At 60.6% G+C, this 21,826-nt stretch carries 21 protein-coding genes, 4 tRNA genes and 1 pseudogene; 13 read left to right on the top strand and 13 right to left on the bottom strand.

What is annotated here, in order from left to right; genetic code table 11:
- Positions 1-232: 232 nt before the first annotated feature.
- On the bottom strand, positions 233-586 hold the full coding sequence (locus BLO97_RS23545) for a BON domain-containing protein (RefSeq protein WP_063324333.1): 354 nt from the start codon (positions 584-586) through the stop codon (positions 233-235).
- A 310-nt stretch (positions 587-896) separates the two neighbouring features.
- Positions 897-1,334, bottom strand: coding sequence for a pilin (locus BLO97_RS23540; protein WP_092150476.1), 438 nt, complete (start codon positions 1,332-1,334; stop codon positions 897-899).
- A gap of 224 nt (positions 1,335-1,558) precedes the next feature.
- Between BLO97_RS23540 and pilB the strand changes: the two genes are divergently transcribed.
- Genes pilB through yacG form a run of 5 tightly spaced genes read left to right on the top strand, consistent with a single transcriptional unit; the run spans position 1,559 to position 6,170 of the window.
- The gene (gene pilB, locus BLO97_RS23535) at positions 1,559-3,259 is read left to right on the top strand and encodes a type IV-A pilus assembly ATPase PilB (RefSeq protein WP_092150429.1); all 1,701 of its coding nucleotides are present in this window, start codon (positions 1,559-1,561) and stop codon (positions 3,257-3,259) included.
- A gap of 2 nt (positions 3,260-3,261) precedes the next feature.
- On the top strand, positions 3,262-4,479 hold the full coding sequence (locus BLO97_RS23530; RefSeq protein ID WP_063324331.1) for a type II secretion system F family protein: 1,218 nt from the start codon (positions 3,262-3,264) through the stop codon (positions 4,477-4,479).
- Position 4,480: 1 nt separating this feature from the next.
- Positions 4,481-5,350: a prepilin peptidase gene (locus tag BLO97_RS23525; RefSeq protein ID WP_092225301.1), complete on the top strand. Its 870-nt coding sequence runs from the start codon at positions 4,481-4,483 to the stop codon at positions 5,348-5,350.
- The gene (gene coaE / locus BLO97_RS23520; RefSeq protein WP_092225299.1) at positions 5,350-5,973 is read left to right on the top strand and encodes a dephospho-CoA kinase; all 624 of its coding nucleotides are present in this window, start codon (positions 5,350-5,352) and stop codon (positions 5,971-5,973) included. Before BLO97_RS23525 ends, coaE begins: the two co-directional genes overlap by 1 nt.
- On the top strand, positions 5,970-6,170 hold the full coding sequence (gene yacG / locus BLO97_RS23515) for a DNA gyrase inhibitor YacG (protein WP_072346097.1): 201 nt from the start codon (positions 5,970-5,972) through the stop codon (positions 6,168-6,170). Before coaE ends, yacG begins: the two co-directional genes overlap by 4 nt.
- Before the next feature lie 100 nt (positions 6,171-6,270).
- Here the strand turns inward: yacG and BLO97_RS23510 are convergent, their stop codons facing one another.
- Entirely contained in the window at positions 6,271-6,486 is a 216-nt protein-coding gene (locus BLO97_RS23510) for a hypothetical protein (protein ID WP_013694234.1), read from the bottom strand.
- Between the two features lie 63 nt (positions 6,487-6,549).
- Positions 6,550-7,236: an energy-coupling factor ABC transporter permease gene (locus tag BLO97_RS23505; RefSeq protein ID WP_092348418.1), complete on the bottom strand. Its 687-nt coding sequence runs from the start codon at positions 7,234-7,236 to the stop codon at positions 6,550-6,552.
- Positions 7,237-7,467: 231 nt separating this feature from the next.
- Here BLO97_RS23505 and BLO97_RS23500 point away from each other — a divergent pair, with 231 nt between their 5' ends.
- From BLO97_RS23500 to BLO97_RS23485, 4 genes are all read left to right on the top strand, one after another.
- Positions 7,468-8,094 (top strand): DUF1780 domain-containing protein, encoded by a 627-nt coding sequence (locus tag BLO97_RS23500; RefSeq protein ID WP_003205682.1) that lies wholly within the window; start codon positions 7,468-7,470, stop codon positions 8,092-8,094.
- On the top strand, positions 8,091-8,618 hold the full coding sequence (locus BLO97_RS23495) for an MOSC domain-containing protein (RefSeq protein ID WP_092150415.1): 528 nt from the start codon (positions 8,091-8,093) through the stop codon (positions 8,616-8,618). The genes BLO97_RS23500 and BLO97_RS23495 overlap by 4 nt, the downstream gene beginning before the upstream one ends.
- A gap of 52 nt (positions 8,619-8,670) precedes the next feature.
- On the top strand, positions 8,671-8,844 hold the full coding sequence (locus BLO97_RS23490; RefSeq protein ID WP_003205686.1) for a DUF3094 domain-containing protein: 174 nt from the start codon (positions 8,671-8,673) through the stop codon (positions 8,842-8,844).
- Between the two features lie 69 nt (positions 8,845-8,913).
- On the top strand, positions 8,914-10,212 hold the full coding sequence (locus BLO97_RS23485; protein WP_063324325.1) for an NAD(P)/FAD-dependent oxidoreductase: 1,299 nt from the start codon (positions 8,914-8,916) through the stop codon (positions 10,210-10,212).
- Positions 10,213-10,279: 67 nt separating this feature from the next.
- On the opposite strand, the gene BLO97_RS32415 is transcribed toward BLO97_RS23485, so the two are convergent.
- From BLO97_RS32415 to rluD, 9 genes and pseudogenes are all read right to left on the bottom strand, one after another.
- Positions 10,280-11,143 (bottom strand): methyl-accepting chemotaxis protein, encoded by an 864-nt coding sequence (locus BLO97_RS32415; RefSeq protein ID WP_371856982.1) that lies wholly within the window; start codon positions 11,141-11,143, stop codon positions 10,280-10,282.
- Positions 11,135-11,905: pseudogene (locus tag BLO97_RS32410) on the bottom strand (MCP four helix bundle domain-containing protein); the annotation flags it as partial. The pseudogene BLO97_RS32410 and the gene BLO97_RS32415, both read right to left, overlap by 9 nt.
- 148 nt (positions 11,906-12,053) lie before the next feature.
- Positions 12,054-12,130 (bottom strand) — tRNA-Pro (locus tag BLO97_RS23475).
- 93 nt (positions 12,131-12,223) lie between these two features.
- A tRNA-Lys gene (locus tag BLO97_RS23470) sits at positions 12,224-12,299 on the bottom strand.
- 5 nt (positions 12,300-12,304) lie between these two features.
- Positions 12,305-12,381 (bottom strand) — tRNA-Pro (locus BLO97_RS23465).
- Positions 12,382-12,388: 7 nt separating this feature from the next.
- Positions 12,389-12,464 (bottom strand) — tRNA-Asn (locus BLO97_RS23460).
- Positions 12,465-12,879: 415 nt separating this feature from the next.
- The gene (gene clpB / locus BLO97_RS23455; protein WP_053125348.1) at positions 12,880-15,444 is read right to left on the bottom strand and encodes an ATP-dependent chaperone ClpB; all 2,565 of its coding nucleotides are present in this window, start codon (positions 15,442-15,444) and stop codon (positions 12,880-12,882) included.
- Positions 15,445-15,574: 130 nt separating this feature from the next.
- Positions 15,575-16,300, bottom strand: coding sequence for a peptidoglycan editing factor PgeF (pgeF, locus tag BLO97_RS23450; protein ID WP_092348416.1), 726 nt, complete (start codon positions 16,298-16,300; stop codon positions 15,575-15,577).
- Positions 16,297-17,259, bottom strand: coding sequence for a 23S rRNA pseudouridine(1911/1915/1917) synthase RluD (gene rluD / locus BLO97_RS23445; protein WP_063324322.1), 963 nt, complete (start codon positions 17,257-17,259; stop codon positions 16,297-16,299). Before rluD ends, pgeF begins: the two co-directional genes overlap by 4 nt.
- 150 nt (positions 17,260-17,409) lie before the next feature.
- Here rluD and BLO97_RS23440 point away from each other — a divergent pair, with 150 nt between their 5' ends.
- The 4 genes from BLO97_RS23440 to BLO97_RS23425 all read left to right on the top strand — a co-directional run bounded on the left by BLO97_RS23440 (position 17,410) and on the right by BLO97_RS23425 (position 21,707).
- Positions 17,410-18,426, top strand: coding sequence for an outer membrane protein assembly factor BamD (locus BLO97_RS23440; protein ID WP_092150403.1), 1,017 nt, complete (start codon positions 17,410-17,412; stop codon positions 18,424-18,426).
- A gap of 125 nt (positions 18,427-18,551) precedes the next feature.
- Positions 18,552-18,785, top strand: a complete 234-nt coding sequence (locus tag BLO97_RS23435) for a PP0621 family protein (protein WP_063324319.1) — start codon at positions 18,552-18,554, stop codon at positions 18,783-18,785.
- On the top strand, positions 18,775-20,364 hold the full coding sequence (locus tag BLO97_RS23430) for a two-component system sensor histidine kinase NtrB (RefSeq protein WP_063324318.1): 1,590 nt from the start codon (positions 18,775-18,777) through the stop codon (positions 20,362-20,364). The genes BLO97_RS23435 and BLO97_RS23430 overlap by 11 nt, the downstream gene beginning before the upstream one ends.
- Positions 20,361-21,707 carry a sigma-54-dependent transcriptional regulator gene (locus BLO97_RS23425; protein WP_092150400.1) on the top strand — a complete coding sequence of 449 codons (1,347 nt, stop codon included), beginning with the start codon at positions 20,361-20,363 and terminating at the stop codon, positions 21,705-21,707. Before BLO97_RS23430 ends, BLO97_RS23425 begins: the two co-directional genes overlap by 4 nt.
- Positions 21,708-21,826: the final 119 nt, after the last annotated feature.

Below are 21,826 nucleotides of genomic sequence, written 5' to 3'. Positions count from 1 at the left end.
CCCGGAACAATGTGGGAGCGAGCTTGCTCGCGATGGCGATCCTACAGACTCATCCACAACCGCTGCCCCCCAATTGATCCACCCCACAATAGAACAGGCCCCCGGCACGAATGCCGGGGGCCTGTAATGGCCACGTCCGTGTGGCCTTTCGCATGAACTCCAAAGCGACGGCAAACGTATATCCTGGCCCGCTTGCCGCGCCTTCTCCCAGTCCAGGCGAGAAGTCTTAGCCTTATTCGGCTTTCAGGCCATCAGCCGATACGGCCTTGACGCCTTTGATTTTCTTGGCGATCGCCACAGCGGTGTCTTTTTGTGCCTCAGTGACTTTGGTCATCGAAGATAGGGACACAACACCTTTGTTGGTTTCGACTTTGATATCAGTGCCTGGAATGCCTTTTTCGGTGACCAGGTCAGCTTTGACCTTGGTGGTGATCCAGGTATCGGAAACGTCTTCCTTGGCCTCTGTCACTTCGCCCGCAGCCAGCATCATTGGCGCCTGAGTTGCTTGAGTGGTCTCGGCGAATGCGCTAGCCATGGTCAGGGTCAGAGCGGTAGCAGCGGCGGCAGTGATAGCGAACTTCTTCATACGAGTAACTCCTGTTTTTCTCAGAAACTGCCGGGGTGATGCATTCCGGCAGGGTTAACAGGAGTAGTGCGAAGGCTGTGCCACTTTTGAAACGTTCATTAATTACTTATAAATCAGCAAGTTAAGCGAAACGGTAATTTTCACAATCATGCAAAATGCATGAACTGCCGATTCTGGACATGCAAGTTGCGGGTTTTGGGTTCCAACTAACCATATGAATTTCTGAGCTTTTCTCTTTGCTTCCAAGTACGGGAGTCAGATCGATTTCGAAGATCAAGCCCCGCTCATCAGAGCGGGGCGCCTGCTGTCATCAACTCGCTGGAGCGGCGGCAGCGGCAGCGCCGCCAGTACAGCCGGCCGGTAGGAATTCCTGGGCCGCCGTAGAGCCGCACGTCCAGACACCCGCGGCTGAACGACTTAGAGTAATTGTTTGACCTGCCACGGGGGCAGGTGCATTGCGAAGAACACAAGCGATGGTACCCGTTCCTGCGGAAGCCGTGCCTGAAGCGGTCATCGTGCAGTTACTGGTGGATGCAGTTCCCCCTATAAGGTCCAACGTTGGATTGGTCCCTTGATTCATGACGTCCTCAAATGGCACTTTCAACGCGGATACCTCTGCCAGACCGGCCGTAGCCTTCGCCCTGGCCTGGTACTTGGAATACTGCGGCAACGCAAACGTCGCCAGAATGCCGATGATCGCCACGACGATCAGCAGCTCAATCAGGGTAAAGCCACTCTGCTTATTCATAGACATCTCCCATGCATGAGTCGAAATCTCATGACCTGAAATAGCCATTGCAGGGCACATGCCAACCCTCAAGCCTCATCAATAAGGGGGGGTGAACCCGCACAACGGCGACGTCCTACCTCAACAACCGCACTATCTGACGTTTTTTGTCACCCTGCTCCGCTGGTTTGGCGTCGATGCTTGACTAGGCTATAAGTCATGAACTGTCCGCCGTCGGTATTCCCATGAATGACATTCCCCTCAGCGGTCTGGCCAAGCAACTGGTGCTGGCCGAACTGATCACCGAGCAAAATGCTCAGCAGGCGTACCAACAGGCCCAGCGCAGTCGCATGCCCTTGGTCAGTTATCTGGTGCAAAACAAACTGGTCCAGAGCCGTCAGGTGGCGGAAATCGCCTCGGAACATTTCGGCGTGGCCCTGCTGGACCTCAGCAGCCTGGAGAAAGACACCCAACCCACGGGGCTGGTCAGTGAAAAACTGGTGCGCCAACATCATGCCCTGCCACTGTGGCGACGCGGCAACAAGCTGTTCGTGGGCATTTCCGACCCGACCAATCACCAGGCCATCAATGACATCCAGTTCAGTACCGGCCTGACCACCGAAGCCATCCTGGTGGAGGACAACAAGCTCAGTGACGCCATCGAAAAGTTTTTCGAATCCAGCAGTACAGGCCTGGAAGGCATGGGCGATGTCGATCTCGATGGCCTGGACATCGAGTCGATCGACGATTCCAAGCAGGACTCCATCGGCGGTCAAGACACCGACGACGCGCCGGTGGTGCGCTTCGTCAACAAGATGCTGCTGGACGCGATCAAGGGCGGCTCTTCCGACTTGCACTTTGAACCCTATGAAAAAATCTACCGGGTGCGGGTGCGCACCGACGGCATACTGCGGGAAGTGGCCAGGCCGCCGATCCAACTGGCCAACCGTATCGCCGCCCGCCTGAAAGTCATGGCCAGCCTGGATATTTCCGAGCGGCGCAAACCCCAGGACGGGCGGCTGAAAATGCGTCTGTCGAAAACCAAGTCCATCGATTTCCGGGTCAACACCCTGCCCACGCTCTGGGGCGAAAAAGTGGTGATCCGGATCCTCGACCCCTCCAGTGCGCAAATGGGCATCGATGCCCTGGGCTACGAACCGGACCAGAAAGACCTGTACATGGCCGCCCTCAAGCAACCGCAAGGGCTGATCCTGGTGACCGGTCCGACCGGCTCGGGCAAGACCGTGTCGCTCTACACCGGGCTGAATATCCTCAACACCGTGGACATCAACATTTCCACCGCCGAAGACCCGGTGGAAATCAACATGGAAGGCATCAACCAGGTCAACGTGAATCCGCGCCAGGGGCTGGACTTCGCCCAGGCCCTGCGCTCGTTCCTGCGCCAGGACCCGGACGTGATCATGGTCGGCGAGATCCGCGACCTGGAAACCGCCGAGATCGCCATCAAGGCCGCCCAGACCGGGCACCTGGTGCTCTCCACCCTGCACACCAACAGCGCTGCCGAAACCCTGATCCGCCTGCAGAACATGGGCATTCCGGGGTTCAACATCGCCACCGCCGTGCACCTGATCATTGCCCAGCGGCTGGCGCGCAAGCTGTGCAGTCACTGCAAGAAAGCCATCGAGATTCCCGAGGAAACCTTGCTCAAGGAAGGTTTCCCTCGGGAACACCTCGGCACATTCACGATCTATGAGCCGGTCGGTTGCGAACAGTGCAACAACGGTTACAAAGGGCGCGTGGGAGTTTACGAAGTGGTCAAGAACACGCCCGAGCTGCAACGGTTGATCATGGCCGAGGGCAACTCGCTGGAGATCGATCTGCAAATGCGCAAGGACGGTTTCAATGACCTGCGCACGTCGGGGCTGCTCAAAGTGATGCAGGGCGTCACCAGCCTCGAAGAAATCAACCGGGTCACCAAGGATTGAACATGGCGGTCAAGGCAGTCAAAACCGATGTTTACACTTGGGAAGGCAAGGACCGCAAAGGCACAAAAATGAGTGGCGAGCTGACGGGCCAGAGCCCGGCGCTGGTCAAGGCACAGCTGCGCAAACAAGGCATCAACCCGCAGAAGGTGCGCAAGAAATCCACTTCGATATTCAGCAAAGGCAAGCGTATCAAGCCACTGGATATCGCCCTCTTCACCCGCCAGATGGCCACGATGCTCAAGGCTGGCGTGCCACTGCTGCAGGCGTTCGACATCATTGGCGAAGGCTTCGACAACCCCAGCATGCGCAAGCTGGTGGACGAGGTGAAGCAGGAAGTCGCCGCCGGCAACAGCTTCGCCGCGGCGCTGCGCAAGTGCCCACAATATTTCGACGAGCTGTACTGCAACCTGGTGGATGCCGGCGAACAGGCCGGTGCCCTGGACACCCTGCTGGACCGGGTCGCGACCTACAAGGAAAAGAGCGAAGCGCTCAAGGCCAAGATCAAGAAAGCCATGACCTACCCGGCGGCCGTGGTCCTCGTTGCCGCAGTGGTCACGGGGATCCTCCTGGTCAAGGTCGTGCCGCAATTCGAGTCGGTATTCTCCGGGTTCGGCGCGCAACTGCCAGCCTTCACGGTGATGGTCATCGGCCTGTCGGAAATCATGCAGCAATGGTGGTGGGTAATGCTGGGCGGGTTGATGGGGGCGTTTTTTGGCGTGAAGTACGCGCTCAGGCGTTCGGAGCGCTTTCGCGACTGGCGCGACAAATGGCTGCTCAAGCTGCCGCTGATAGGCACCTTGCTGTACAAATCCGCCGTGGCCCGCTACGCCCGCACGCTTTCCACCACCTTCGCCGCCGGCGTGCCGCTGGTGGAGGCCCTGGACTCGGTGTCTGGCGCCACCGGCAACGTGGTGTTCAAACATGCCGTGCAGCGCATCAAGCAGGAGGTCTCGACCGGCATGCAGTTGAATTTTTCCATGCGTGCCTCAGGGATCTTTCCGAACCTGGCGGTCCAGATGACCGCCATCGGCGAGGAATCCGGTGCGCTGGACGACATGCTCGACAAGGTGGCGAGCTTTTATGAGGCCGAGGTGGACAATTTGGTGGACAACCTCACCAGCCTGATGGAACCCTTCATCATGGTGGTCCTGGGGGTGGTCGTCGGTGGCCTGGTGGTTGCCATGTACCTGCCCATCTTTCAACTCGGCTCTGCGATCTGACATGCCCCTGAGCGAATTCTTCGTGCTGTATCCCCTGGCTTTCGTGCTCGTTGCAGCACTGCTCGGCCTGATCATCGGCAGCTTCCTCAACGTGCTGGTGTGGCGCCTGCCGAAGATGCTCAACCGCGAATGGCGCCTGCAGGCTCACGACCTGCTGGGCCTGCCGGCCGAAACCCCGGGCCCGGTCTACAATCTGATGCTGCCCCACTCCCAGTGCCCGCACTGCGGCCATCGTATCCGCGCCTGGGAAAACATTCCGCTGCTCAGCTACCTGATGCTGCGCGGCCGCTGTTCGAGCTGCGCCGCGCCCATTGGCAAGCGTTACCCCCTGACCGAACTGGCTTGCGGCGCGTTATCGGCGTTCGTCGCCTGGCATTTCGGCTTTGGCTGGCACGCCGTGATGGTGATGGTCTTGACCTGGGGCCTGCTGGGCATGAGTCTGATCGACGCCGAGCATCAATTGCTGCCCGATTCCCTGGTGCTGCCACTGTTGTGGCTGGGCTTGATCATCAACAGCTTCGGACTCTTCGTGCCCTTGAACCAGGCGATGTGGGGCGCGGTGGCCGGCTATCTGGCGCTGTGGTCACTGTTCTGGGTGTTCAAGCTGGTCACCGGCAAGGAAGGCATGGGCTACGGGGATTTCAAGCTGCTGGCGATGCTCGGCGCCTGGGGTGGCTGGCAGATCCTGCCGCTGACACTGCTGCTGTCGTCGCTGGTGGGCGCCATTGTCGGGGTGATTGTGCTGCGCTTGCGTGATGCTCCCGAGTCGACGCAGATTCCCTTTGGACCTTATCTGGCCATTGCCGGCTGGATTGCCTTGCTCTGGGGTGGTCAAATAACCGACTTCTATTGGCAGTCTGTCGGTTTTTAATGAATACCTCAGTGAAAAAGCCCTGGATTCTCGGCCTGACCGGTGGCATCGGCAGCGGCAAGAGCGCGGCGGCGCAGCATTTCATCGACCTGGGCGTGCACGTCATCGACGCCGATCATGCGGCGCGCTGGGTGGTCGAACCCGGACGCCCGGCGCTGGCGAAAATCGCCGAACACTTCGGTCCCGGCGTATTGCAGGCCGACGGCGCCCTGGACCGGGCGGCGCTGCGCAAGCTGATCTTCGAGAATGCCGATGAGCGCCGCTGGCTCGAGGCGCTGCTGCATCCGCTGATCGCCGAGGAAATCGCCCATCATCTGGCCCAGGCACAATCGCCCTATGCGATCCTGGTATCGCCGCTGCTGATCGAGTCGGGGCAGTACGCCATGACCCAGCGGATCCTGGTGATCGATGCGCCGGAACAATTGCAGATTGAACGTACGTTGCAGCGCGACCAGACCAGCCAACAGCAGGTCCAGGCGATTCTCAAGGCCCAGTCCAGCCGCCAGGATCGCCTGAGCCATGCCGACGACGTGGTGGTCAATGATCGCGACCTCGCCTGGCTGCACAGCGAGGTCGAGCGCCTGCATCACTTTTACCTTACTTTGCGTGGAGGCCAATCATGAGCCAGACCCCAACCGTTGATTGCCCAACCTGTGGCGCCCCTGTGGAATGGACCCCGGAGAGCAAATTCCGGCCGTTCTGCTCTGACCGCTGCAAACTGATCGACCTCGGCGCCTGGGCCTCGGAAGAACACAAGATTCCGGTCAGCCCCGACGCCGAGGACGAGCTGTTCAGCGAAGACTTCGAGCCCCGGCATTAAGACAGTGTCGCTCACTCAGGAAAAATCTGAGTCATTGTGGCGAGGGGATTTATCCCCTCGCCACAGAGTCGTCGTTTTCTTGGGTGTACGGCATTCGCCATTAAGGCCGCATGAAACCGTAGTCCTGTTCATCGTCGAGGTTTTCCGCCAGGAAACTCAACTCATCGGCCAGGTCTTCAGGGCTGCGCACTGTCTTGCTCTGTTGCACGATCGCACTGAGCAAGGCGCGCAGGCTCAAGCCTGGGTCAAAACCGATCTCCATTGCGGCATCGTGGCTACGCCTGATCTCTTGTCTGGCCCACTCATAAACACTCATGGTTGTGCTCCTGGAAATTTTCCAAAGCATGAATGGCGTGTGGTGGTACAGCCTTGACGTGAATCAAGGCTTGTCCTCATCGTTCCACGGAGCCGACAGGTAACGCGTGCGGTTGAAGGTCTCCAGCCATTCGGGACTGAACACCACCAATGCGCTGATCACCATACCGTTGATAAAGGCCTCGGGAAAAATGATCAACCAGAGGTAGCCGACAAAATCTTCCAGCCAGTAAGGCATGGCGAATATTCCGTCGTACCACAGCAGGCCAAGCCCCAGCAGCAGGCACGCCAGCGCCGAAAGCGCGGCCGCGAGAAACCCCGAACAGAAGATATACACAAACAGATTGCGCGGCTGGGCGCGCTCCACCAGGATCGCGCAGCACTCGGTGACCAGCACCGGCAAAAGGATCAGCAGCGCACCGTTGACCCCTACCGCTGCCATGTCCTGGCGGCCCAGCAACACCAGCGCGAGCTGCGCGCACAGGCCACCGAGGATCGCCAATGGCCAGTCCAGCAATAGCGTCACTGCAGTCATGCCGATGAAATGATACGAGACACCCGTATCGAAATCCCGGCGCACCAGCCACAGCATGAACAACGCCAGCACTGTGCCGAACAGCAGATGCTGGCGACGGCTGTCGGTGAACAACTCGACCCACGGTGCCCGAAACACCGCCCAAGCCAAGGCAGGCAGAAAAATCAGCCAGCCGCCCGCCAGCGTCTGCGGGGAGAGCAGTTCGGCACCGATCATGGGACTACTCCTTTCGCTTGCCCTTGCCTCAAACAGGCTGTTGTGGCGAGGGAGCTTGCTCCCGCTCGAGCGCGAAGCGCTCGCAAATGCTTCGAGTCTGCTTCGCAGCCCAACGGGAGCAAGCTCCCTCGCCACGTTTTTTTCAAACCAGCAGTCTACACCCCGCCCACAACGCCCATTAATCCACGCAACGCTTTCAGCTTGTCGCAATTGAACGCTAAGCTTGGGCTCATGGATGACTCCGATTACTTACGCCTGCTGACCATCGCGGCCGAGCAAGCCAACGCCTTTCTCTCCAATGCCCGCAAATGGGAGCGTGAGCGTTGGGTGTGCCAGCGTCTGCTCCAAGGGCTGAACGTACCTTATCGCGCCGACGAGTTCGCGCCGGCCGGCGAGCCGCCGGACGTGTTGTTTCGCGATGCCAATTTCGAAGTGTTTTTCGTGCTCGACGAAGGTCGACGCCTCAATGACGAATGGCGCGATGAACTGCAACGCCGCCGCAGTGCCTTCTCCCTGAGCCAGCTGGTACGTCGCGAGGCCAAGCCACGGCGGATTCCGGCCAATGAGTTCCTGATGCGGCTGGCCCCGACCCTGCGCAAGAAAGCTCACAACTACACCGAGCGCGGCATGGACCTGGGGGACCTGGACATCATCGCCTTCGCCAGCCTCAAGCGCGAAGTGCTGGACCTCAACAGTCACTTCCCACCGCCGACCGAATACCTGCGCCAGGGCTGGCGCTCGCTGTCACTGGTGGGGCCGACGTTTGCCCGGGTGCTGTTCGCACACCCCGACGCGCCGGACTTCCTGCGCAGCAACCTGGGTCGCAGCATTGTGTTCGATGTCGGGATCAGCCTGTGAGCCCACTGCAGGAATTGATTGCCGCTGTGCCCCAGCAGGGCCGCGTACGCTGGATTGGCGTACGACCTCAGGGCCACGCGCCCATGATCGAACTGGATGCCGTGGAGGCCCGCCTGGAGGCTGGGCTGACCGGCGATCACGCTCGCCCCGGCGTGCGCAATGCGCGGCAAGTGACGCTGATCCAATGGGAGCACCTGGCCGTGATCGGCTCGCTGATGGGCCGTCCCGAGGACCGGCCCGTGCTGCCACAGGAGCTGCGACGCAATATTGTGGTCAGCGGCATCAATCTGTTCAGCCTCAAGGGCCGGCGCTTTCGCGTTGGCCAAGCCATTTTTGAAACCACCGGCTGGTGCCAGCCTTGTGCCCGATTGGAGCGAAACCTCGGCGAAGGTACATTCCAGGCCGTACGCGGCCATGGCGGAATCACCGCCCGGGTGTTAAAAAGTGGAATCATTCGCCTGGACGACAGCCTGATCGTCGAACCCGTTCCGGCGAGCGGCTACGCTGCTTTCAATGCTGGCTAGCCGGACGCTGTAACGTCTTCACATTCCGCAACGTCTACCTGACGAGGCCTTTATGACCAGCCGCCTGAACCCAGAAGACCAGAAGCATGTCGAAGAGTACCTGCAACTGTCCCAGCACCGAGTCGAGCGCCGGCCTTTCCGGCCGTGGATGCTCCTGGTGGTAGTACTGGCCGTGACCATCGGCCTGGGCCTGTTGAGCCGACTGATCAGTTACCTGACGCTATGAGCCGCCCAGTCACACTGCCGCTCGCTCGGGTAACGGCACCGATTTCCTTTAGCCTTGCGAGATATCCCCATGACTCATCGTATTGTCATCGTTGGCGGCGGCGCCGGCGGTCTGGAGTTGGCTACCCGTCTGGGTAAGACTCTGGGCAAGCGCGGCACGGCCAGTGTGATGCTGGTCGACGCGAACCTGACCCACATCTGGAAACCGCTGCTGCACGAAGTGGCCGCAGGCTCCTTGAACTCCTCCGAAGACGAACTCAACTATGTCGCCCAGGCAAAATGGAACCACTTCGAGTTCCAGCTCGGGCGCATGAGTGGCCTGGATCGCGAGCGCAAGAGAATCCAACTGGCCGCCACCTACGATGAGGCGGGCGTCGAGCTATTGCCGGCCCGGGAACTGGGCTACGACACGCTGGTGATTGCCGTCGGCAGCACCACCAATGACTTCGGCACCGAAGGCGCAGCGCAGCATTGCCTGTTCCTCGACACCCGCAAACAGGCCGAGCGCTTCCATCAGCAACTGCTTCATCACTATCTGCGCGCCCACGCCGGGCAAACCGATATCGTCGAGCGCATCAGCGTCGCCATTGTCGGAGCCGGTGCGACCGGGGTCGAACTGGCGGCCGAGCTGCATAATGCCGCCCACGAACTGCACGCCTACGGCCTGGACCGGATCAAACCGGAAAACATGCACATCACTCTGATCGAAGCGGGCCCACGCGTCTTGCCAGCCCTGCCGGAACGTATCGGCGGACCGGTGCACAAGACCCTGGAGAAACTCGGCGTCAACGTCATGACCAACGCCGCCGTCAGCCAAGTGACCGCCGACAGCCTGATTACGGCAGATGGCAAAGTGATCGACGCGAGCCTGAAAGTCTGGGCCGCCGGGATTCGCGCCCCGGACTTCCTCAAGGACATCGACGGGCTGGAGACCAACCGGATCAATCAGCTGCAAGTGCTGCCTACGTTGCAGACCAGCCGCGACGAGAACATCTTTGCCTTCGGCGACTGCGCCGCCTGCCCGCAACCCGGCAGCGAGCGCAACGTCCCACCCCGTGCCCAGGCCGCGCATCAGCAGGCCTCGCTGCTGGCCAAGTCCTTGAAGCTGAGGATCGAGGGCAAGGCCCTGCCCGAATACAAATACACCGACTACGGCTCGCTGATCTCGTTGTCGCGGTTCTCGGCAGTGGGCAACCTGATGGGCAACCTGACCGGCAGCGTGATGCTCGAAGGCTGGCTGGCGCGGATGTTCTACGTTTCGCTCTACCGCATGCACCAGATGGCACTGTACGGCATGTTCCGCACGGCCATGCTGATGCTGGGCAGCAAGATCGGGCGCGGGACTGAGCCACGGCTAAAACTGCACTGAGACCTTACAGATGATCGCTCCCGCGCTCTGCGTGGGAGCGATCATCCCTTCAATGTCCCTTCAATAATCAAACCTGAAATCGCTGCACCATCGTGCGCAACGAATTGGCCAGTTGCGACAACTCATGGCTGGACGCACTGGTCTGGTCCGCGCCGGAAGCCGAACGCACCGACAAATCACGAATGTTCACCAGGTTGCGATCCACCTCGCGGGCCACTTGTGCCTGCTCTTCGGCGGCGCTGGCAATCACCAGGTTGCGTTCATGGATTTCATTGACCGACGCCGTGATGGTCTGCAACGCGTCCCCCGCCCGCTCCGCCATGGCCAGGGTACTGGCGGCGCGACTGGAGCTGGCTTGCATGGAGTCGAGTGCCTGGGTGGCGCCGCTGCGCATGCCTTGGACCATTTGCTCGATTTCCTGGGTCGATTGCTGCGTGCGATAAGCCAGCGCCCGCACCTCATCGGCCACCACTGCAAACCCACGTCCACTCTCACCCGCCCGGGCCGCTTCAATGGCCGCGTTGAGGGCCAGCAGATTGGTCTGCTCGGCGATGGCGCGGATCACGTCCAGCACCTTGCCGATATCCTGCGATTGGTTGGCCAGGGATTGCACCAGGCCGCCAGTCACTTGCACGTCGCTGGCGAGGGCGCCGATGGCGTCGACCGTGTCGCTGACTCGCTGTTGCCCAAGGGACGCCGACTCACTGGACTGACGCGTGGCATCGGAAGTGGAAACCGCATTGCGCGCGACTTCTTCCACGGCGGTGGTCATTTCGGTGACGGCCGTGGCAGCCTGTTCAATTTCGTTGTTCTGTTGTTGCAGGCTTTGGGTGCTGTCGAGCGTGACGGCGTTCAGTTCATCGGCTGCGGTGGCCAGTTGCGCGGCCGAACCGCTGATGCCCTGCAACGTCTCACGCAGATTCTGCTGCATGGCCGCCAACGCCTTGAGCAAGCGACTCACTTCGTCGTTGCCATGGGTCTCGATTGGCCGGGTCAGGTCACCCCGGGCGACGTTCTCCGCAGCATTGAGCGCCTCACCCAAGGGTTTGACGATGCTGCGCGTGAGCAGCATGGCCAGGGCCACCGTGGCCAGGGCGGCGAGCACAACGAACAGGCTGACGATCATGCGGGAATTGGCGTAGTGCTCCTGGGACTTCTGACTCTCGATGGACACTTGCTTGGAGAACAGCTCCGCCAGGTCGTTGAGCTGTTTGCCGGAACCGTCCACCACGGTCTTCATGTCCACCAGCAGCAGCTTGATCAGCTCGTCCCGACGCCCTTGCTCTGCCAGGGTGAAGGATTGGGCGATACCCGTACGATAAGCGGCGAAGGTTTGCTTGAACTGGTCATAAAGCGCCTTGCCTTCAGGCGTCACGACGAGCTTTTCGTAGGCCGCGATTTTTTCGCTCAGCTCCTTGTCGCGCGTATCCATCTGTCCGCGATACACCGCAATATTCTTCGGGTCCTGGTCCAGGGCCATGCGCAGGGAAATGGTGCGGATGCGCAACATCCACTCGCGGATCTCATCACCACCGCGAATGCTCGGCAGCCACTGGGTCTCTACCGCGACTTCACTGTCACGGATACTCGACATCTGTCCCAGCGCGAACACCCCGAGCAATGCCACCAGCACGGCGATCAAGGCAAAACCCAACGCGGCACGAGGGGCGATATTCAGCTGACGAAGAACCATAGGGAATGCCTTTTTTATTATTGGCCTGAAGTGGGGCAAGGCCCCTGTCGGCGGGTTATCGGCAGGTTGTACGATGTCTTAAGTCAAATCCGCTTTATCGCACGCAAAAAAAAAATCCCCGTATCTTTCGATACGAGGATTTTCAATATGGTCGGGGTAAGGGGATTCGAACTCCTGACATCCTGCTCCCAAAGCAGGCGCGCTACCGGACTGCGCTATACCCCGGTAAAAAAAAGGCGACCTTCGCAAGTCGCCTTCTCGATCAGCGCTTTTGGCCTCTGATCTTAAGATTCGATTCCAGCGAACTGGTTTCAAAAATGGTGGGTCGTGTGGGATTCGAACCTACGACCAATTGGTTAAAAGCCAACTGCTCTACCAACTGAGCTAACGACCCAAAAATGGTCGGGGTAAGGGGATTCGAACTCCTGACATCCTGCTCCCAAAGCAGGCGCGCTACCGGACTGCGCTATACCCCGATTGAAATGGCTCCGTGACCAGGACTCGAACCTGGGACCCAATGATTAACAGTCATTTGCTCTACCGACTGAGCTATCACGGAACTGATATTTCAAGTTACAACGTTGAAGCTAGCTTCAACCTCTTCTACCCTTACGCATCGCTGCGTTCGTGTGTCTGAGGCGCGCTATTCTACAATCTTCAAAACCTCTGTCAACCCCTTAAATTGCTTTCAAGACAATGATTTGCAACTTATTTTGGATTCCTTCTCAGCGAGAAGTAACCCTTGGGGTGACTGACTGCGGGGCGCACTTTACAAGCCTTTTCCTTTGAGTTCAACGGCCTGATGAAAAAAATGGCGCTTGGAAGCGAGCCCCCCCATAAATCAGGAAAAGAACACCGGCCATGGCGAGGGAGCCTGCTCCCGCTGGAGCGCGAAGCACTCCTCGCTTTTTGAGGGGCCGCTACGCGACCCAGCGGGAGCAGGCTCCCTCGCCACAAAAGCCCAGACAATCGCCTCAGTTGAAGACGATTTCGTCGTTCTCCACTGTACCGGTCACAGTCTCACCCGGCATGAAGCGACCCGACAGGATCAACTGCGCCAGCGGGTTTTCGATCCAGCGCTGGATCGCCCGCTTCAGCGGCCGTGCGCCATAGACCGGGTCGTAACCCACCGCAATCAGCTTGTCCAATGCCTCGTCGCTCAATTGCAGTTTCAGCTCACGCTCTGTGAGACGACTGCGCAGGCGACCCAACTGGATCTCGGTAATGCCGGCAATCTGATCACGGGCCAATGGCTCGAAGATCACCACTTCGTCGACGCGGTTGATGAACTCCGGCCGGAAGTGGGTGGAAATCGCGTCCATCACCGCCGCACGCTGCGCTTCGCGGTCGCCCACCAGTTCCTGGATCTGCGTCGAGCCCAGGTTGGAGGTCATCACGATCACCGTGTTGCGGAAGTCCACCGTGCGCCCGTGGCTGTCAGTCAGGCGACCATCCTCCAGCACTTGCAGCAGGATGTTGAACACATCCGGATGCGCCTTCTCGACCTCATCGAGCAGGATCACCGAGTACGGCTTGCGACGCACTGCCTCGGTCAGGTAACCGCCCTCTTCATAACCGACATAACCCGGGGGCGCACCGATCAGCCGCGCCACGGAGTGTTTCTCCATGAACTCGGACATGTCGATGCGCACCATGGCCTCTTCGGTGTCGAAGAGGAACTCGGCCAGCGCCTTGCACAGTTCGGTTTTACCGACCCCCGTAGGGCCGAGGAACATGAACGAGCCGCTCGGACGGTTAGGGTCCGACAGCCCGGCACGGGAGCGGCGTACGGCATTGGACACTGCCACGACTGCCTCTTCCTGGCCGATCACACGCTGATGCAGCAGGCTTTCCATCTTCAGCAGCTTGTCGCGCTCGCCTTCGAGCATTTTCGACACCGGAATGCCGGTCCATTTGGAGACCACTTCGGCAATCTCTTCCTCGGTGACCTTGCTGCGCAGCAACTGGTTTTCGCTCTTGCCATGCTGGTCGACCATTTGCAGGCTGCGCTCCAGGTCCGGGATCACTCCGTACTGCAGCTCGGCCATGCGGTTGAGGTCGCCTTTACGACGGGCCGCTTCCAGCTCCTGGCGGGACTGTTCGATCTTCTGCTGGATCTGCGCTGAACCCTGGACTTCGGCTTTCTCCGAGTTCCAGATTTCCTCGAGGTCGGAATACTCACGCTCGTGACGAACGATCTCTTCCTGCAACCTTTCCAGACGCTTCTTCGCCGCTTCGTCGCTTTCTTTCTTCAGGGCCTGGGATTCGACCTTGAGCTGAATCAGGCGGCGCTCCAACCGATCCAGCACTTCGGGCTTGGAGTCGATTTCCATGCGGATGCGGCTGGCGGCCTCGTCGATCAGGTCGATGGCCTTGTCCGGCAACTGGCGGTCGGTGATGTAGCGGTGGCTGAGCTTGGCCGCCGCGATAATCGCGCCATCGGTGATCGCCACCTTGTGGTGAACTTCGTAGCGTTCTTTGAGGCCGCGCAGGATGGCAATGGTGTCTTCCTCGCTCGGCTCCTCCACCAGCACTTTCTGGAAGCGCCGCTCCAGCGCCGCATCCTTCTCTATATATTGGCGGTACTCGTTGAGCGTGGTCGCGCCGACGCAGTGCAACTCGCCACGGGCCAACGCAGGCTTGAGCATGTTGCCGGCATCCATCGAGCCTTCGCCTTTACCCGCACCGACCATGGTGTGCAGTTCGTCGATGAACAGGATGATCTGCCCTTCCTGCTTGGACAGTTCATTGAGCAAAGCCTTGAGCCGTTCTTCGAACTCGCCACGGTACTTGGCACCGGCGATCAAGGCGCCCATGTCCAGGGACAACAGGCGCTTACCCTTGAGGCCGTCCGGCACTTCGCCGTTGATGATGCGCTGGGCCAAGCCCTCGGCAATGGCGGTTTTACCCACACCTGGCTCGCCGATCAGCACCGGGTTGTTCTTGGTGCGGCGTTGCAGCACCTGGATCGTACGGCGGATTTCATCGTCGCGGCCGATCACCGGGTCGAGCTTGCCTTCCTCGGCACGCTTGGTCAGGTCGACGGTGTATTTGTCCAGCGCCTGGCGCGACTCCTCGTGGTTGGCGTCGTTGACTGCTTCGCCGCCACGCAGGTTGTTGATAGCATTTTCCAGCGCTTTCTTGCTCACCCCTTGGCCGAGCAACAATTTGCCAAGCTTGCTGTTCTCGTCCATGGCGGCGAGCAGCACCAGCTCGCTGGAAATGAACTGGTCGCCCTTCTGCTGGGCCAGGCGATCGGCCTGGTTGAGCAGCCGCGCCAGGTCCTGGGACATGTTCACGTCACCGGTGGGATTCTGGATCTTGGGTAACTGGTCGAGTTCCTTGGCCAGTTCTTTGCGCAGACTGTTGACGTCAAAGCCGACCTGCATCAGCAGGGGCTTGATGGAGCCGCCCTGCTGTTCAAGCATGGCCTGCATCAAATGCGCCGGTTCGATACCGGGATGGTCCAGACCGACGGCCAGGGACTGGGCATCGGACAGGGCCAACTGTAATTTGCTGGTTAAACGATCAATACGCATGGGTCACCTTCCTAATGAGCAGGCCGGACCGTGGAAACATCCTGAATGAAGAAACCTGCCAGATACCGTTATAGATGTGGTCGATTCTGGAAGATTCAAGCCGGGCGCCCTTGATACAGATCAGAGAAGTCTAGCGTTCGATCCAGATCAGCGAAGCGAAGCGACCGGTGCGCGGGTTGCGGCGGTAGGAAAAGAAACGGGGGTCGGTCACGGTGCAGAGACCGCCACCGTAGACGGCCGTGACACCATGTGCGGCCAGGCGCAGCCGTGCCAACGCGTAGATATCGGCGAGGAACTTGCCGGCGTTTGGGCTCGCGGCAAAGGCTTGGGCTGCCTGGGGCAGTTGCGCGATGAAGGCTTCACGGACTTCCGGCCCGACTTCAAACGCTTGCGGGCCGATGGCCGGGCCGAGCCAGGCGAGGATTTCATCCGCGGGCACGGCAAGGCTGTCGAGGGTGGCTTCCAGCACGCCGTTCGCCAGCCCGCGCCAGCCGGCATGGGCCGCCGCGACGCGGGTGCCGGCACGGTTGCAGAACAGCACAGGCAGGCAGTCCGCCGTCATCGCGGTGCAGGCGATACCGGGCGTGTCGGTCCAACTGGCATCGGCGGTCGCCACCTGGGCCGGATCAGCCTCGACCACGGCAATGCCGTGGACCTGCTGTAGCCAGGCCGGGGTGATGGCGAATTGATCGGTGAGGCGACGACGGTTTTCGGCGACGGCCGCAGGATCGTCGCCCACATGATCGCCCAGGTTGAGGCTGTCGAACGGCGCCAGGCTGACGCCACCCTCACGGGTCGTGATGCAGGCCTTGACCCGGGCCGGCGCGGGCCAGTCGGGTATCAGCCAGTCACTCATCCGATGAACGCCTCGCGGTCCTGCTTGAGCAATGTCAGCAGCCAGACGAAGTCATCCGGCAACGGCGACTCCCAGCTCATGCGCTTGCCGGTCGTCGGATGATCCAGCTCCAGGAAACGTGCATGCAACGCCTGCCGCGGGAAATTCTTCAGCGATTCGACCATGGTCTGGCTGGCAGCCGGCGGAATGCGGAAACGACCGCCGTAGGCCGGGTCGCCCACCAACGGGAAGTTGATGTGGGCCATGTGCACACGGATCTGGTGGGTCCGGCCGGTTTCCAGCTTGACCCGCACATGGGTGTGGGAGCGGAAACGCTCGAGCACGCGATAATGGCTGACCGCCTGCTTGCCGCCCTCCATCACCGCCATGCGTTGGCGCTGCTGGCCGTGACGACCGATAGGGGCGTTGATCTTGCCACCGGCGGTGACGACCCCGATCACGATGCATTCATAGATGCGACTGACGCTGCGGCTTTGCAGCTGTGTGACCAGCTGTGTCTGCGCCTGGATGGTCTTGGCCACCACCATCAGACCGGTGGTGTCCTTGTCCAGGCGATGGACGATGCCAGCACGTGGCACATTGATAATGTCCGGTACGTGGTGCAGCAAGGCATTGAGCAAGGTGCCATCAGCATGCCCAGCCGCCGGGTGCACCACCAGGCCCGCAGGCTTGTTGATCACCAGGATGTCTTCGTCTTCATAGACGATGTCCAGGGCGATGTCCTGGGCGACCCATTCTCCCTGGGCCTCCTGTTCGGCAGTCAGCTCGAGAATGGCACCGCCGTGGACGATGTCGCGCGGGCGGATCACCGCCCCATCCACAGTCAGGCGGCCGTCCTTGATCCAGGCGGAAAGGCGCGAGCGAGAGTGCTCGGCAAAGAGTTGTGCGGCGACTTGATCGAGGCGTTGGCCGCCCAATTCGGACGGCACCTCTGCGCGAAGTTCTATTTTATCGGACATGCTCGGACTGGGCGTCGGCACAGCCTTTGGTTTCGGCTGCGCGCTTGTGGTTAAATACGGCGTCTTTTGCCCCGAGGCTTTCAACGGGGCGCTCATCATAACAGGACGGCCCCGCCCAAGACAGCGGCCGTCATAGGGACGCAAGCCGCCATGCAAGTGAAACACCTGCTGCTGATCGCCATCCTCGCATTGACTGCTGCTTGCTCGTCGAAGGAAGTCGTAGACGAAAACCTGAGCGAAGTCGAACTGTACCAACAGGCGCAGAACGACCTGGACAACAACAGCTATACCAGCGCCACTGCCAAGCTGAAGGCGCTGGAGTCGCGGTATCCGTTCGGTCGCTACGCCGATCAGGCCCAGCTGGAGCTGATCTACGCCAACTACAAGAACGCCGAGCCGGAAGCAGCCAAGTCCGCCGCCGAGCGTTTCATTCGCCTGCACCCGCAGCACCCGAATGTCGATTACGCCTATTACCTCAAGGGCCTGACCTCCTTCGACCAGGACGTCGGCCTGCTGGCGCGCTTCCTGCCGCTGGACATGACCAAGCGTGACCCGGGCGCCGCGCGCGACTCCTACAATGAGTTCGCCCAACTGACCAGCCGCTTCCCCAACAGCCGCTACTCGCCGGACGCCAAGCAGCGCATGATCTACCTGCGCAACCTGCTGGCCTCCTACGAAATCCACGTGGCCGACTACTACCTGACGCGTCAGGCCTACGTTGCCGCCGCCAACCGTGGCCGCTACGTAGTGGAAAACTTCCAGGAAACCCCTTCGGTGGGTGACGGCCTGGCCGTGATGACCGAAGCCTACCAGCGCCTGCACCTGGACGACCTGGCGGCCACCAGCCTGGAAACCCTCAAGCTGAACTACCCGGATCACCCATCCCTGGTCGATGGCCAGTTCACCCCACGGGTCGACGAAGCGGACAACCGTTCGTGGCTGAGCAAGGCGACCCTGGGCCTGATCGAGTCCCGTCCACCTCTGCCGCCGGGCGAAACCCGCGCCAACCAGGACGTGCAGCGTCAGTTCCAGGACGCCAAGGAAGCCATTCCAAACGAGCTCAAGCCCAAGGACGAAAATGGCGACGTGATCGAAGAAGAAGAGCCTGAGAGCGAATCCACCGATCGCTCCTGGTTCAGCTACATGACCTTCGGTATGTTCGACTGAGGCCAAGGCCTCAGCAAAAAGGGAGACCCGCGGGTCTCCCTTTTTTATGCCTGGGTTTTATTGCGCTGTGCGCCGTTCCTGTCCTTGGCTAAACTGCCTGATCTCTAGCCAAAAAGCCGCCCATCATGCTTCGTTTACTGTTCTGGATCGCCCTGATTGCCGCCGCGGTATGGTTCTGGCGCAAGTTCAAGAGCACCTCATCCGCGCCGAACGCTCCCCGGGAGCAGGACGCACCCCCCATGGTTCGTTGCGCCCATTGCGGCGTACATCTGCCCCGTGACCGGGCCCTGGCCCTCGAACAACAATGGTATTGCAGCCAGGCTCATCTCGAGCAAGGCCCGGGCACTCGTGATCGCTGAGGCCTCAAGCCCACGCGAAAAACAGGCGCAGCGCCTGCTGCGTCTCTATCACCTGTATCGCCTGAGCATCGGCATCACCCTGGTGCTGCTGATCTCCAGCAAGCTGGACAACCGCCTGCTGGAGTTCGCCAACGACGACCTGCTGCGCAACGGCAGCTGGTTGTACCTGGTGCTGAACATCCTGCTGGTGGTGTTCCTTGAGAACATTCGCCGCCCCGCCCGGCTGTTCGGCCTGGCCCTCACCGACGTTCTGCTGCTTTCGTGGCTGTTCTTCGCCGCGGGCGGTGTGCCCAGTGCCATCGGCAACCTGCTCATTGTCTCGGTAGCCATCGGCAATACGCTGTTGCGAAGCCGGGTCGGCCTGTTGATCGCCGCTGTCGCCACGATCGGTATCGTCGGGTCGACTTTTTTCCTCGGCCTGAGCGATTCAAACCGTCCCAGCAGTTATCTGCAAGCCGGCACCCTCGGGGCGCTGTGTTTTGCCGCCGCCCTGCTGGTACAGGGCCTGACCCGGCGACTGGAAGCCAGTGAAACCCTGGCCGAGCAACGAGCCAGCGAGGTGATCGGCCTCGAAGCGCTCAACGCACTGATCCTGCAACGCATGCGCACAGGTATCCTGGTGCTCGACCGCGAGCGGCGCGTGCAATTGGCCAACGAAAGCGCCTTGAACCTGCTGGGCATACACGACCTGGTCGGCCAGCGAATCGATGACTATTGCACCGCCCTGGTCGAACGCCTGCAATTGTGGCTGAACAACCCCAGCCTGCGTCCCCCCAGCCTGACCGTGACCGGCACAGGCCTGACCCTGCAACCGAGCTTCATCGCCTTGGGGCATTACGATCAGCAGCAGTTGCTGGTATTCCTTGAGGACCTGGCCCAGGTTGCGCAGCAGGCCCAGCAACTGAAACTCGCTTCCCTCGGGCGCCTCACTGCTGGCATCGCCCATGAAATCCGCAACCCCTTGGGCGCCATCAGCCACGCAGCGCAATTACTGCGCGAATCCGAGGAACTGAACAACGCGGATCGGCGTCTGACGCAGATTATTCAAGATCACTCCCAACGAATGAACCGCGTCATTGAAAACGTCCTGCAGCTGTCTCGTCGCCAGCAAACCACCCCCCAACGCCTCGACCTGCGGACCTGGCTCGACCAGTTCGTCCGGCAGGCCCGTGAAAGCATGGCCGAGCACCAGCACTTGCACCTGAGCATCGACCCGGGTGACTACACCACGCTGATGGACCCCGACCAGTTGACCCAGGTACTCGACAACCTGCTGCGCAACGCCTGGCGCCACAGCGCCATGGCCCACGAACAGGCCGAGGCCTGGCTGAAACTGTTCATCGACCCACACAGCCAGTTATCCACCCTGGACATCATCGACAACGGCCCTGGTGTGACGCCAGAGCAACAGGCACATTTGTTCGAACCCTTCTTCACCACCAGCAGCCAGGGCACCGGCCTTGGGCTCTATCTGTCCCGTGAGCTGTGCGAAAGCAACCAGGCCCGCCTAGACTTCAAACCACGCCAAGGCGGCGGTTGCTTTCGCATCACCTTTGCTCACGGACGGAAACAGATTTGAATACACGCTCACGGCAACGAATCCTGATCGTCGATGACGAACCGGACATCCGCGAACTCCTGGACATCACCCTGGGCCGGATGAAACTCGACACCCGCAGCGCCAAGAACCTCGCCGAAGCCCAGAACCTGCTGGCCGGCGAGGCCTTCGACCTGTGCCTGACCGACATGCGCCTGCCCGACGGCACCGGCCTGGAACTGGTGCAACACATCCAGCAGCGTTACCCCCAGCTCCCCGTGGCAATGATCACCGCCTACGGCAGCCTGGAAACCGCCATCGACGCCCTCAAGGCCGGCGCCTTCGACTTCCTGACCAAACCGGTAGACCTGGGTCGGCTGCGGGAACTGGTCACCAGTGCCCTGCGCCTGCCGCCGGTCGCCACGCCTGGCACCACCCTCGAGCGCAGCCTGCTGGGCGACTCGCCCCCCATGCTCAGCGTGCGCAAGCAGATCGAAAAACTCGCCCGCAGCCAGGCACCGGTGTACATCAGCGGGGAATCGGGCTGCGGCAAGGAACTGGTCGCCCGGCTGATCCACGAACAAGGCCCCCGTGCCAACCTGCCCTTTGTACCGGTCAACTGTGGGGCAATTCCCACGGAGCTGATGGAAAGTGAGTTTTTCGGCCATCGAAAAGGCAGCTTCAGCGGCGCCATCGAGGACAAGCCAGGTTTGTTCCAGGCCGCCCATGGCGGGACCTTGTTCCTCGATGAAGTGGCCGACCTGCCCTTGGCGATGCAGGTCAAACTGTTGCGGGCGATCCAGGAAAAGGCCGTGCGCGCTGTTGGCGGCCAGCAGGAAGAAGTGGTGGACGTGCGCATCCTCTGCGCGACCCACAAGGATCTGGACGGCGAAGTGGCCGCCGGGCGCTTTCGCCAGGATTTGTATTACCGGCTGAACGTCATCGAACTGCGCGTCCCGCCATTGCGTGAACGCCGCGAAGACATCGAGCTGCTGGCCAATCACATGCTTCTGCGCCTGGCAGCCAACACAGGCAGTCCACCGGTCAAGTTGCATCCCCAGGCGTTGGACGCTCTCAGGAGTTACCGTTTCCCGGGCAACGTGCGTGAACTGGAGAACATGCTCGAACGGGCCTACACCCTTTGCGAACAGCAGCAGATCGAAGCGGATGACCTGCGTTTGGCCGAGGGTAATGGCAGCGCAGAACCGGGCAACCCCGACTTGATGCAGGTCGATAACCTGGAAGACTACCTGGAAGACGTCGAACGCAAGCTGATCCTCCAGGCCCTGGAGGAAACCCGCTGGAACCGCACGGCGGCGGCGCAGCGGTTGAAGTTGTCGTTTCGGTCGATGCGCTATCGGTTGAAGAAATTGGGGTTGGATTGAGCATGTGGCCGGCTCAGCTCAACCAATGGCTGGGTCTGCACCGAATGGCAGGATCTACACCGAACTGTGTGGCGAGGGGATTTATCCCCGCTGGGCTGCGCAGCAGCCCCGAACCTGGC

The organism is Pseudomonas sp. NFACC05-1 (assembly GCF_900100135.1).
Classification (GTDB): domain Bacteria; phylum Pseudomonadota; class Gammaproteobacteria; order Pseudomonadales; family Pseudomonadaceae; genus Aquipseudomonas; species Aquipseudomonas fluorescens_Q.
Note: the sequence above shows the minus strand (reverse complement) of the source record. Positions and strands in the feature narration are given on the sequence as shown.